The organism is Bacillus sp. J33, assembly GCF_000518885.1.
Classification (GTDB): domain Bacteria; phylum Bacillota; class Bacilli; order Bacillales; family Cytobacillaceae; genus Cytobacillus.
On record NZ_JAEL01000134.1, the window covers coordinates 1 to 12,263 of the forward strand.

Here is a 12,263-nt window from a genome sequence, read left to right on the forward strand (position 1 = left end):
ATAAGGTTTATTTACGGGCTGTTCAGTAGGTTTAACGAACATGCTTTTACCAATCAATAAAGTAAGCAATGTTCGAATGAGTTGTTCTTGATAGTTTATAAAAGTTAATAAATAGGTTATAATTTGAGGGTACAAATTGTCACTTCCATTCTTGGTTGTTGGGTGTGTGGTAACCTCAATTATCCAAAGAATTTAGGGGGTGGCAATTTTTTTGCCTATAAAGCCCTCTATGGAGATATTTTATAACCTATTTCTTATAGAAGTTTTGACAATACGACTAACCTTAAGGGGGAGTAATAATGGAAAAAGCAGCTATCATCCACTATCCTGCTGATCATTTTGTATATCCAATTAACGAAAAAACTCTACATATTAGAATACAGACCAAAAAAAATGACATTTCAGAAGTAATTTTAATACATGGAGATCAATATCTTTGGAGTGATGGAAAATGGCAATATGAAGAAACGGAAATGATAAAATCCGGTACAGACGGAATTCATGATTACTGGCATGTATTTATAGAACCTAATTATAGGAGATCGCGCTACGGCTTCAAATTAAAGTCTGGAGAAGATGAATTGATTTTAACAGAAAAAGGGTTTTACACCTTAGCTCCTGCAGATTCCGGTTATTACTTTAACTTTCCGTACATTCATGCCAAAGAAGTGTTTAAAGCCCCTTCATGGGTTAAGGATACAGTTTGGTATCAGATTTTTCCTGAAAGATTTGCGAACGGGAACCCTGATAATGACCCTGAAGGTGCTCTCCCATGGGGCGCAGCCGATCCTTCTCCCACTAATTTTTTTGGCGGTGATTTTGAGGGGGTAATGGAACATCTCGATTATCTTCAGGATCTTGGCATTACAGGAATCTACTTCACACCTGTATTTAAAGCATTTTCCAACCACAAATATGATACAATAGACTATCTGGAAATTGATCCGCAGTTTGGAACTAAAGAAACTCTTAAGAAGCTGGTAAAAGAATGCCACAAAAGGAATATTCGCGTTATGCTTGATGCTGTATTCAATCATAGCGGATACTACTTCCCTCCTTTTCAGGATGTTCTTAAAAACGGGGAAAACTCAAAGTATAAAGAATGGTTTCATCCGCACAGTTTTCCTCTAAAGGGCGGTGAGTTTCCCAACTATGAAACATTTGCTTTCGTGGAACAAATGCCAAAGCTAAATACCGCAAATCCGGATGTAAAAGAGTACTTGCTAAAAGTGGCTAAGTATTGGATTGAAGAGTTTAACATTGACGGATGGAGACTGGATGTAGCTAATGAAGTTGATCATCAGTTCTGGCGTGAATTCAGGCAGGCTGTTAAGAGCCTAAAACCTGACCTCTATATTTTGGGTGAAATTTGGCATAACTCAATGCCCTGGCTCCGAGGAGACCAGTTTGATGCAGTCATGAATTATCCTTTTACAACCAACTTGCTTAACCTGGTAGCAAAGAAATCCATAACCGGGACTGATTTCGCCAATAATATGACAGCTGAAATCCACCGCTATCCGGCTAATGTTTATGAAGCTGCCTTCAATCTTGTCGGCAGCCATGATACACCAAGAATCCTGACTGAATGTGAAGGGGATAAAAACAAGGTTAAACTGATTTACACAATCCTTTTTACCTTTATGGGCGCGCCTTGCATCTATTATGGAGATGAGGTCGGGATAAGCGGTGACATGGATCCGGGCTGCCGAAAATGCATGGAGTGGGATGAAGCCAAACAAGACCGGAATCTTTTTTCCCATATTCAAAAGTTAATCAAGCTGCGACGGGAAGAAAAAATGCTTGCTAACGAAGGCCATTTCGAATTTTTCCAAACTGACGGCAATTTGGTTGCCTATCGAAAATACACCGAGTCAAAAACAATTGTAATCGTAGCCAATCCTACTGCTGAAAGCGGCGAATTTACACTTCCTTTTAACATGAAAGGCGTTAAAATAACAAATTTACTTTCAGGTGAAGAGTTTGCAGCTGAAGCTGACCGCCTTATTATAAAGCTGGATGGCTTTGGGTATGATATTCTATCATTTCCTTCTTCATTCAATAAGATTTAATTTATTTCAGTTAAGAAAAGTTCTTAAGTCCATTTCCTTAAGACTTTTCTTTTTTCGTTTTACAAAAACTTCCTTCCCTTCTCATGACAAGAAAAAATAAACTTTATGCACTGGGAGAATAGAAATGACTAAAAACCAGAAAAAGCTTACATTATTTGCATTAACATGGCCCATATTTATAGAAATTTTGCTTCATATGCTGATGGGGAATGCAGATACTCTCATGCTATCGCAATATTCGGATGAATCTGTTGCAGCGGTCGGTGTATCAAACCAGATCCTATCCCTTGTTATTGTTATGTTTGGTTTTGTTGCTACTGGGACCTCAATACTGATAGCACAAAATCTCGGAGCAAAAAACAATAAAACAGCTGCTGAAATATCCGCAGTATCATTGGGGGCAAACCTTGTTTTTGGTATCCTCTTAAGTGTCCTTCTTTATGTTTTAAGCAAGCCTCTGCTAAAATTGATGGATCTGCCTGAGGAGCTTCTAAATGAAGCGAACTCTTACTTGATTATTGTCGGCGGCCTATCTTTTGTGCAGGCGCTCATTATGACAATCGGCGCAATCATCCGAAGCTATGGATTTACCAGGGATGTTATGTATATTACCATTGGAATGAACATTTTAAATGTTATCGGAAATTACTTTTTTATCTTCGGTCCTTTCGGCTTTCCGGTACTGGGAGTTGAGGGGGTAGCAATTTCTACAGTGGCAAGCAGATTGATTGGATTTGCTGCAGCTTTAGCAGTATTGCTTAAACGAACTGAAAATGCACTGCCGTTTGGTATGCTTTTCCGCTTTCCGAAAGACCATATTAAAAACCTTCTAAAAATCGGGGTTCCTTCTGCCGGGGAACATTTATCCTATAATGGATCGCAAATGGTCATCACCATATTTATTGCTGCATTAGGCACGGAAGCGCTAACCGCAAAAGTGTACACACAAAACATTATGATGTTCATATTCCTTTTCAGTGTGGCCATCAGCCAGGGCACCCAAATTTTAATTGGGCATATGGTGGGTGCAAGTGATTTTGATGCTGCTTATAAAAGATGCCTAAAAAGCCTGCGCCTGGCCATTTTGATTTCCTTTGGTACAGCTGTTCTTTTTGCCTTGTTCTCAGAAGAGCTGATGAGCATATTTACTTCCAATCCCGATATTATTAAAGCTGGCAGTGTTCTTATCCTTTTGACTATTATCCTTGAACCTGGGAGGTCATTCAATTTAGTCGTCATTAACTCCTTACGGGCAGCTGGCGATGTCAAATTCCCTGTTTATATGGGGATATTGTCCATGTGGGGGGTAAGCGTTACACTTTCATACCTTCTTGGAATCCATTTCGGCCTGGGCCTTGCCGGCATTTGGATTGCTTTTATTGCAGATGAATGGCTCAGGGGATTGCTCATGCTATGGCGCTGGAGGTCAAAAGTATGGATGAATAAATCATTTGTGGCCAACAAGGCGGTTTTAAATTAACGCAGTTTTCGTAAAGTTTGCTGTTTTTCAGTGCTAACTAAGGTTAATCAGCTTAGTTGAATGCAGTGGAGGGCAATTAACTCCTTAAAAATGCATTAGCACTTTCCTCATGCGGTGCATGCTATTTTCAATGTCCTGCTCCGAAGAGAGGGAAGGGGGAGACCTTACTGGCGAAGCCCAGGAAGCTCACATTCCAGCCCGGTGAAAGCTTGAGTGGCCGCATCGGAAATCAACGGGCAAAATTAAAAGTAATACAAGAGCCTAAAAATAAAAAGCGGCATTGTGTGATCTGCCGCTTTTTTTATTCCACTATATTAATATTATAATCTTTAAACCAAATATGAATTTGCGCAAGATGTGCAAGAAGCTGAGGTCCATTCATAAGCTGGCCAAACCAAGGCTCCTGAAATGCTTCTCCTCCTGATTCAATTATTTTCTTCAGCTGGCCTTGGTCAAAGAACTCATAAAGTGCCGACGAACGATCTTTCAGGTACCCGCTGAGCATTTTTTGAACAGCGCTGGTATATTCCGGGTTATGCGTTTTTGGATAAGGGCTCTTCTTTCTATATAGGACTTCGTTTGGCAAAATGCCTTCTAGCGCTTTGCGCAAAATCCCTTTTTCCCGATTGCCATGCATTTTTATCTCCCATGGAATATTCCATACATACTCTACCAGGCGATGGTCTGCAAAAGGCACCCTTACTTCAAGACTTGCGCCCATACTCATTCTGTCTTTGCGATCCAATAAAGTTGTCATAAAGTAAATCATATTTATATAGAATAGCTCTCTCCTGCTTGCGTCCTCTTCGCTTTCTCCCTCTAATCTCGGAGTTTCCGAGATTGCCTGAATATATTTTTCCATTGCATAATCTTGTATATTCAGCTTTTTCCGCCAATTCTCTTTTAATAGCCCATGCCTGGCTTCAATTGACCGCATCCAAGGAAAGCCCTTGCGCTCCAGGTCTCTCTGTCTGTGAAACCATGGATACCCCCCAAATATTTCATCTGCACATTCACCGGATAAGCCTACAACAAAGTTCTTCTTTATTTCACGGCAGAACCAGAGGAGAGAGGAGTCAATGTCGGCCATGCCAGGAAGATCCCTTACATGCACTGATTCTATTAAATCTTCTGCCAGCTGCTGCTGTGATATGATACAACTATTATGCCTGGTGTTAAATGTTTGGGACATCTTATGGATAAAGGCACCGTCCGAGTTGGGCTGAAATTCATTAACCTTGAAGAAAACATCATTTCCTTCATAGTCTATGGAATAGGTATGCAGCTGGCCTTTGCCCTCTTTCTCATAGTTCTTAGCAGCAATAGCAGTAATCGCACTTGAATCTACACCACCAGAAAGGAAAGTGCAAAGCGGGACATCCGATACCAGTTGCCTTGTCACTGCATCCGTAAATAAATTCCGGACTTTTTCAGCCGTTTCTTCAACGCTATCCTTGTGTCGGGCACTTTTAACGTTCCAATACCGCCATACCTTCAAACCATTCTTTGAAAAGGCCAAGGCATGTGCAGGCCTCAATTCATCAATCCCTTTAAATATTCCTGAACCTGGAGATCTTGATGGTCCTAATCCAAATACTTCAGCCAAGCCTTCCCTGTCAATTTCAGCTTTTACTTCCGGATGGGCCAAAATGGCCTTTAGTTCTGATCCGAATATAATTCCTTTCTTTGTTTCTTTATAAAATAATGGTTTTACGCCCAAGCGGTCCCTGCCTATGAATAATTGCTCGTTCTTTGCATCCCATACGGCAAAAGCAAAAATGCCATTCAGATATTCAAGGCAATCTTCTCCCCATTCCATGTATGAAGTAAGTAAAACCTCTGTGTCAGAATGGCCCTTAAACGAATATCCTTTTATAAGGAGTTCTTTTCGGAGATCTTCTGTATTATATAGCTCTCCATTATAACAAATGGTATAGCGGCTACTATGCTTTGTCCTTGTCATTGGCTGTTTTCCGCCAGCAGGGTCTACAACAATTAGCCTTTTATGGCCAAAGCCTGCATGAATATCTGTCCAGACATTCGTATCGTCCGGACCTCGCTTAGCCAACGTATCCGCCATCTTTTCAATTGCAGCCGTTTCCTTTCTCAAATCCTTTTGGAAATCAATCCAGCCGGTAATTCCACACATATTTACATCATCCTTTCTTAGCGGAATCGTATGGGCATATTTTGCATGATGCTATTGTATGCACGGCCTAGAAAAAAGTTAATTGTCCACTTTAGCGGTTATAAAAATCGCCTAAACTGTCTAAAAAGAAGTTGAGGAAGTTAATGGAGGTTATTTATGAATAGACAGCAGCGATCAAAGCTTATTGAATATCAATCCCGTGCTTTTACAGAAGGCACTGTGGAGTTTATCAATGATCAATGGGTTTTCTTCGATCATGAAACAGATGAAGCATCATTGTTAGATGAATTCCTCCACCAGGAATTAGAAGTATTTCGCTTTAAGCGCTGGAAGAAAGGCATTTTATTCGAAGATGGCAAGATTGCACTGGCCGATGAAGTTTTTCATTTAAAAGATCAGGATTCTGTCCGCATACGAAAACACCTTGTTTACTCCCTGGAAAGATTGTTGGAGGAAATGAATGATGATGCCTTTTATCAATTTATAACAACCTTGAACTCCATGCAGTTTTCAGTCTATGACTGTATCTATTGTTATAATCAGTTAGCATTTTTCAATGATAAGGATCGGAAAAGCGGCGTGAATTTTATCGTTTTTGATAATCAGGACCACATCTGCAATGTACAGCATCATTTTTGCTATTATGAAAAAAGGAGCGACCGGTTTGAATTCACCTTAAACAGCGGGAAACGAATGGTAATTGAAAAGATTTCTTCATAGAAGGGTCGTTCCCCGCCCATTGGCGAGCGTGTTGGATAGAGCACAACAGAACAAGGAATGCTTTTTCAGCCTTTTACATCGCACCGAACCGAAAACATTTGCTTTTAAAAGGTCGCAGCGTTCCCAATCTGAGTTCCTTGTTCTGATTAAGGCTTGCAAATCATTGTGAATTCTCTTCCTTAATAATCTTCAATGCATACGAGGTATGAAAAGCGCGCTTTGCCGAGGGGATCATAGCAAGAAATTATTGAAGTTAAGCCTATCTTTAAATTAGGCTGTTTTCGTAAAGTTTGTTGCTTTTCGGGTGGCAAACTAAGTTTTACCAACTGAGTTGATTGTAGCGGAGGACACTTGATCCTCGAAAATGCTACCGCATTTCCTTCGTGCGGTGCCAGGTCAGGGAAGATTATTCAATGTCCTGCTCATGAAGAGAGGGAAGTGTGAGACCCCATAGGCGAAGCCGAGGGAGGCTCTCATTCCTCCCCGCTGACAGCTTGAGTGCCCCGTGCTGAAATCAGCGGACAAAATTTATAAGTAAATACAACAATCTTTGAGAAAAGAGCCTTAAATTAAAAAGAGCAGTCTGCCAATGCCCGGCAGACTGCTCTTTTTATTCACGGCCAGCTTTCTCATCCTGTTCCCGCTTTTTTAATGCTTCCAAAATTTCTTTTTGTGTTAGAACAGGATGTTCTCCTTGTTTAGTAGCCGCCTGGACAACAAAAACACTAATGATCATAACTGAAATTAAAATGATCAGAATCCAAACTCCTGACATCCTTCCTTTCCTCCATTTAGCGGCATTTGATGATGTCACTGCTTAGCTGTACGTCTGTACCTGATTTGATAGCCCTTCTTCAAATTCATTCGTTCTAAGCGGCTTATGTATATAAAAGCCCTGTGCATAATGGCATTTCAATTCTTTTAAAAGTTCAATCTGCTCTTTTGTTTCCACCCCTTCTGCCACCACTTTGACGTCAAGTCCATGCCCCATTGTGATGATTGCTTTAACAATAGCAATATCGGTTGTGTTTAATCGCAGATTATTTATAAATGATCGATCTATCTTTAATGTATTTATGGGAAGATCTTTCAGATAGCTTAAAGAAGAATAGCCGGTGCCAAAATCATCGATCGAAACCTTTACACCCAAGGCCTGCAGCGCCTGCATGACCTGAATGCTGTAGTCCACATTTCTGAGCATCGTACTCTCGGTTAATTCTAAAGTCAAATATTGTGGTTCCAGTCCGGATAGGTCCAAAGCTTTCCTGACTACGGTTAAGAAGCCCGGCTGCTGGAACTGATAAGCGGACACATTGACCGAAATCGAAAGGTAATCATAGCCACGTATTTGCCATTGCTTATTCTGCTCGCAGGCAGTCCTCAAAACCCAGCTTCCAATTTCCTCAATGATGCCAGTTTCCTCGGCAAGCGGGATGAATTCTCCCGGCGAAACAAGGCCAAGTTTTGGATGATTCCAACGGATTAAGGCCTCACTTCCGTATAGCTCTCCGGTTTCAAGATCGATCAAAGGCTGATAACACAAGTAAAATTCTTTTTTCTGCAAAGCCTTTCTTAAGTAGCTTTCAAGTTCAAGCCTTTCCAATGCCTGCTTGTTCATTTCCAAAGAGAAAAAGGTCACTCTGTTTCCTCCCTGCATCTTAGAACGATTCGTAGCCACATCTGCATTTTTTAACAGAGTATGCTCATCCATTCCATCACCTGGATAGAAACTGACACCTGTGCTTGCAGTGACAATAAACTCCTGATCCGCCAGGAATAAAGGTTTTGAAATTTCATCTAATATCTTTTTAGATGTTATCATTACTTTATCTATTGATATTTCCCGGGTTACTATTAGTGTAAATTTATCGCCTCCAAATCGGCCTAAATAGGAGCCAGAAGGCAAAACCTTTTCAATCCTTTCAGAAATCTCCTTTAAAGCCATATCACCAGCAAAATGGCCAAGACTATCATTAATGATTTTAAAGCGGTCAATATCGATTGAAAGGACCGCAAGCATTTTCCTTTTCTTTTTCGCTCTTTTCAATAAGAGGTCCAGCTGCTCTGTAAATTTCATTCTATTTGGAAGACCTGTGTCCTGGTCGAAGTAAGCAAGCTCTGTAATTTTATCTTCAATTTTTTTCTGTTCGGTGATATTTCTGCCTATTCCGTAAATACCTACACATTCCCCATTCACCGTAATTGGAATGTTTTTCAGCTGAAAAAGGCTTGTTTCACCTGACTTTGAATCTATGTAAACATTATAATACTGTTCTTTTCCTTTAATTGCTCGATAAAAATGCATTCGCACCCGCGGGATATCTTCATTGCGAACATATGCAAGAGCTGATTTTCCCAATATCTCATTGCTGCTGTATCCGAATGTGTTTTCAAATGCCGGATTTACGCTTGTGAAGTGTCCGTTCAAATCTGTTGAATAAACAAAATCGGCATTATTATCAAATAGAGACTTATAGTATTGTTCAGAGATTTTCAGGGTGCTGTTTAAAATTTTTATATCATCCTGGGCTGCATGCATTAAGTGTGTTAGTGAAGAGATTGTCTTAAAGTGGGCAGGCTTCTCATAAACGTATGTTTTGTCTGACCTTTTTTCTGATGAAGCAACATTTTCTGAAATAGCAAGATAGGTAAGTGAATGTCCTACAATTTTGGGATAATCTCCTTTTCGCGAGGCAATTTCACCATAGGAAAAAAATCCATTTGCTGGTGCAATTCTTTGGAACATTACCAGTTCTTTTTCGGTAAAATCTCTAGCAAACTGCTTCCGGGCCATACAATTATAGATAAAGAGGGTTTCAGTTGATATTTCGGCCAGTTTTTTCAGTTCTTTCAAAGAACTGTTGATGATTTCTTCCAGATTAGCGTATGCAAAAGTAAGGGTATCGCCTTCTTTTACCTTACGATTTACCTTAATGGCCCCATTTTCAAGCACTCTAATAATGAAAACTGATACTTTTTCACCGCGGTAGGGTAATAAAAATGGAAATTCAGTTCCTGATTGCGGCAAGTCTTTTAAGAAGGCCTCTCCAAGGTAATGTTTTAATATATCCAAAGGTGCCTTATGATCAATGGCATAGATGATGGAACCAGCAGCCTTTGTAACCTTAAAGGTCTTTCCAATTTCCTGCCATTGGTAGTTTGCAAATGAATGAGCAGTAAAATGTCCGCTTTGAAGTGCGATTGCTGCAAGTCCATTTTTGGTAACACCTTTTTGTGTAAAAGCAAATCCTTCCTTAAATACCCCATTATCACCAGCAATCCCGCCAGCAATAACCAGCTCCGGATTTGTTTCATATATTGCTTCCAGCAACGAAGATGAATCAACATCAAATCCTGTGGGAAACAAAATTAATGCTTCTGTGTTAAATGCAGCCAGCTTTTCAGACAGAGCCTTTCCCATCTCAAAACTATCTTTAAAGTCATCATGGTGCAGCAAAAATGATTTTAATTTTGTTTTTTCAAAAGCTGTAAATGATACAACAGTTTGCTTTTCCATAATGCGGCCTTCATATATTTCACCTGATGTTGAACAGCCTGCAATATCAGCAGAAGGAAGCCGCTTCGCTAATTCCTTTTGCAAATCATTGATAAAAGGTTCCTTTATTAATCCTGTAAAAACCTGTACAAGCAAATTGGGATACTCAACTAATTTGTGATCATCTATGAAACTATTCAGCTGGTTCATATTCTCATAAAGACATGTAATTGTTTTAGCCATAAAAACCCACCATCGATAGTAATGTCTATTCTAAAGGAAAAACCTCTGCATACCCATGAAGCATTCGGCTTTGGAAAGCGCTGACTGTCAAAGTTTTCAGCAAATCCTATCTTTTTAAAAATACCATATTTAGGGCAGTCATGACATGACAAAATTAGAAAAAGCTGCCTTTTTTCAGCAGCTTTTTTCGAAAGGTTTCTTATTTACGTCATAAATGTTAGAGGAAGCCGTATAAAACCTAAATATAAAACCAGGATTAAAGCGATAACAAACTGAATCCATAGAATAGAGGTTTTTTTTCCTTTTACAGTGCGAATAATAATCATTTCAAACATAGCGATTACCCATAGGCCAACCAATGATTTTAAGACATACATCATATCAATGCTATTAAGTGAGCTGAGGATCCATACGCCTGTCCCAATGATCAGCAAGTAAAACAGCCTCAAAATCATTTGAATAACTTTTAAACCTCTTTGTTTGCCGCTATTATGCATAACAAGGGCAACGATAAATAAAACGAGTGCCAAAAACCAAGTCGTTATGTGGGCATGTATCATTCCAGTGCCTCCTATTGTAAAATTCGATACCATCATATCATATTGAATTGGAAAATCCTAAAATTATGGTGCCAGTTAAGCATAATTTGAGGCAAATTTGTGAATTTTTATGGATGAAAGTGATTTCTATCACAGACATCTCCTTAATCTTTGGATATGACTTCAATTGGATTCAATTTTGCGCTATTCGAAAAATATAAATTTCATTCCATGGATAAATTTAATGTCTGTAAGCCTTAAAAAGAACAAGGCCTATGTATCGGGTTACATAGGCCTCAGTATTATACTTCTATTGAATTTCGTAGGGTACCAATTTTTTCAACTGTTATTTCCACTTTATCCCCTGGCTGAAGAAACCGAGGCGGCTTAAATCCTTTGCCGACCCCAGCAGGTGTACCGGTAGCAATAATGTCTCCCGGCTCCAGGGTCATACCTTTTGATAGAACTGAGATGATTTCCTCAATAGGGAAAATAAAATGTTCTGTATTCGAACTTTGTCTTACTTCTCCGTTTACCGTTGTTTGAATATCCAGTTTGTTCGGGTTTTTCACAGCTGATGCATGAACGGCCCATGGGCCCATTGGACATGAAGTATCAAGGCTTTTACCGATAAAAAATTGCTTATGGCGAGACTGCAGATCTCTTGCGGTCACATCATTAATAATCGTATAGCCAAAAACGTAATCCAATGCTTCTTCTTTTGGAATCGCCCGTCCAGTTTTTCCGATAATTACCGCAAGCTCCCCCTCATAATCAAGCTGCGAAGTTACTTCTTTATGGTTTAATACTGTTTCATCTGGCCCAATTACAGTTGTCGGCGATTTTGTAAAAACCATAATGTGCTCAGGAATATCCTCTTTGCTGCCCATTTCGATCGCGTGCTCAGCATAGTTTTTCCCAACACAAAAGATATTTTTATCCGGGCGCGGTATCGGAGCCTGCAATGTAATTGAATCCAGCCCTAGATAGAGTTCCTCCCTTTCCGGATTGCTGCCTGCCCAATCGGTTAGTTTATGTACTTTTTCAATGAAAGCCTCTCCTAATGCAATACATTCCTTTAGGGTCGCGGGTAAACTGCTCTTCCCTTCCATTTTTTCTAAAGCTGCATTTAGCGGCAAAACCTTTGTGCAAGATTCATCCATTAGTCCAACAAAACTGCCGTTGTCATCCTTCGCTGTAATAAACTTCATGCCATCACCTCATTTTTAGTCATAGGGACTTTATTATAATACAAATTTTCAGATTTCGGTATTTCTGCTAAGAAAAAACCTATATGTCTATAACTCTTTGAGAAAGGCTCTTTTCTCGTAAATTGTGGTTTTACTTATGAATCCCGCCCGTTGATTTCCGCTGCAGGCACTCAAGCTTTCCCGCTGGGAGGAATGGGAGCCTCCCCGGCTTCGCCTGTGGGGTTTCCCACTTCCCTCTCTTCTGAGCAGGACATTGAATAATCTTCCCTGACCTGGCACCGCACGAAGGAAATGCGGTAGCATTTTCGAGGATCAAGTGCCCTCCGCTACAATCAACTCAGTTGGTTAAACTT

General features: G+C 39.9%; 8 protein-coding genes. 3 read left to right on the top strand and 5 right to left on the bottom strand.

Annotated elements, in window-relative coordinates; genetic code table 11:
* The first annotated feature begins 299 nt into the window (after nucleotides 1-299).
* A complete protein-coding gene (locus L634_RS0126250; RefSeq protein ID WP_026584979.1) occupies nucleotides 300-2,072 on the top strand; it encodes an alpha-glycosidase in 1,773 nt (590 codons plus the stop codon).
* A 124-nt stretch (nucleotides 2,073-2,196) separates the two neighbouring features.
* Nucleotides 2,197-3,552 (top strand): MATE family efflux transporter, encoded by a 1,356-nt coding sequence (locus L634_RS0126255; protein WP_026584980.1) that lies wholly within the window; start codon nucleotides 2,197-2,199, stop codon nucleotides 3,550-3,552.
* A gap of 301 nt (nucleotides 3,553-3,853) precedes the next feature.
* Here the strand turns inward: L634_RS0126255 and asnB are convergent, their stop codons facing one another.
* On the bottom strand, nucleotides 3,854-5,701 hold the full coding sequence (gene asnB / locus L634_RS0126260) for an asparagine synthase (glutamine-hydrolyzing) (protein ID WP_026584981.1): 1,848 nt from the start codon (nucleotides 5,699-5,701) through the stop codon (nucleotides 3,854-3,856).
* Nucleotides 5,702-5,857: 156 nt separating this feature from the next.
* Between asnB and L634_RS0126265 the strand changes: the two genes are divergently transcribed.
* Entirely contained in the window at nucleotides 5,858-6,421 is a 564-nt protein-coding gene (locus L634_RS0126265; protein ID WP_026584982.1) for a DUF2777 domain-containing protein, read from the top strand.
* A gap of 610 nt (nucleotides 6,422-7,031) precedes the next feature.
* On the opposite strand, the gene L634_RS33635 is transcribed toward L634_RS0126265, so the two are convergent.
* The 4 genes from L634_RS33635 to L634_RS0126285 all read right to left on the bottom strand — a co-directional run bounded on the left by L634_RS33635 (nucleotide 7,032) and on the right by L634_RS0126285 (nucleotide 11,910).
* A complete protein-coding gene (locus L634_RS33635) occupies nucleotides 7,032-7,196 on the bottom strand; it encodes a hypothetical protein (protein ID WP_157452463.1) in 165 nt (54 codons plus the stop codon).
* A 42-nt stretch (nucleotides 7,197-7,238) separates the two neighbouring features.
* The gene (locus tag L634_RS0126275; protein ID WP_026584983.1) at nucleotides 7,239-10,160 is read right to left on the bottom strand and encodes a bifunctional diguanylate cyclase/phosphodiesterase; all 2,922 of its coding nucleotides are present in this window, start codon (nucleotides 10,158-10,160) and stop codon (nucleotides 7,239-7,241) included.
* A gap of 203 nt (nucleotides 10,161-10,363) precedes the next feature.
* Nucleotides 10,364-10,720, bottom strand: a complete 357-nt coding sequence (locus L634_RS0126280; protein WP_026584984.1) for a YisL family protein — start codon at nucleotides 10,718-10,720, stop codon at nucleotides 10,364-10,366.
* Nucleotides 10,721-11,001: 281 nt separating this feature from the next.
* Nucleotides 11,002-11,910 carry a fumarylacetoacetate hydrolase family protein gene (locus tag L634_RS0126285; RefSeq protein WP_026584985.1) on the bottom strand — a complete coding sequence of 303 codons (909 nt, stop codon included), beginning with the start codon at nucleotides 11,908-11,910 and terminating at the stop codon, nucleotides 11,002-11,004.
* Nucleotides 11,911-12,263: the final 353 nt, after the last annotated feature.

Coding starts and splice junctions, on each gene's coding strand:
- L634_RS0126275 (WP_026584983.1), bottom strand. CDS start 10,160: ATGGCTAAAACAATTACATGTCTTTATGAGAATATGAACCAGCTGAAT.
- L634_RS0126265 (WP_026584982.1), top strand. CDS start 5,858: ATGAATAGACAGCAGCGATCAAAGCTTATTGAATATCAATCCCGTGCT.
- L634_RS0126255 (WP_026584980.1), top strand. CDS start 2,197: ATGACTAAAAACCAGAAAAAGCTTACATTATTTGCATTAACATGGCCC.
- L634_RS0126250 (WP_026584979.1), top strand. CDS start 300: ATGGAAAAAGCAGCTATCATCCACTATCCTGCTGATCATTTTGTATAT.
- L634_RS0126280 (WP_026584984.1), bottom strand. CDS start 10,720: ATGATACATGCCCACATAACGACTTGGTTTTTGGCACTCGTTTTATTT.
- L634_RS0126285 (WP_026584985.1), bottom strand. CDS start 11,910: ATGAAGTTTATTACAGCGAAGGATGACAACGGCAGTTTTGTTGGACTA.
- asnB (WP_026584981.1), bottom strand. CDS start 5,701: ATGTGTGGAATTACCGGCTGGATTGATTTCCAAAAGGATTTGAGAAAG.
- L634_RS33635 (WP_157452463.1), bottom strand. CDS start 7,196: ATGTCAGGAGTTTGGATTCTGATCATTTTAATTTCAGTTATGATCATT.